Annotated in this window: 2 protein-coding genes; both read left to right on the forward strand. The window is 63.7% G+C overall.

What is annotated here, in order from left to right:
• On the forward strand, positions 1-279 hold a 279-nt coding region (locus ALO43_RS17655), incomplete at its 5' end, for a dTMP kinase (protein WP_268873826.1).
• On the forward strand, positions 272-355 hold an 84-nt coding region (locus ALO43_RS32145), incomplete at its 3' end, for a hypothetical protein (RefSeq protein ID WP_412778921.1). The genes ALO43_RS17655 and ALO43_RS32145, both read left to right, overlap by 8 nt.

Genomic DNA, 355 nt, shown 5'->3' on the forward strand with positions numbered 1-355 from the left:
GGAGATGTGTATAAGAGACAGGACCTGCGCCCGGACCTGACGCTGGTGTTCGATCTGCCGGTGGAAATCGGCTTGTCACGTGCTGCGGCACGGGGGCGGCTGGATCGTTTCGAGCAGGAAGGCCGGGCTTTCTTCGACGCGGTGCGCTCGACTTATCTGCAGCGGGCGAAGGCGGATCCTGCGCGGTATCGTCTGGTGGACGCGGCCCAGCCGCTGGCTGACGTTCAGGCTTCCCTTGATACATTGCTGCCGCAGTTGCTGGAGCTGCGACGTGGCTGAAGCCTACCCCTGGCAGGCATCACTCTGGCAGCAGATGGCCGGTCGTGCTCAGCACGCTCATGCCTATCTGCTGCAC

It is taken from the genome of Pseudomonas tremae (assembly GCF_001401155.1).
In the GTDB taxonomy this organism is placed as follows: domain Bacteria; phylum Pseudomonadota; class Gammaproteobacteria; order Pseudomonadales; family Pseudomonadaceae; genus Aquipseudomonas; species Aquipseudomonas tremae.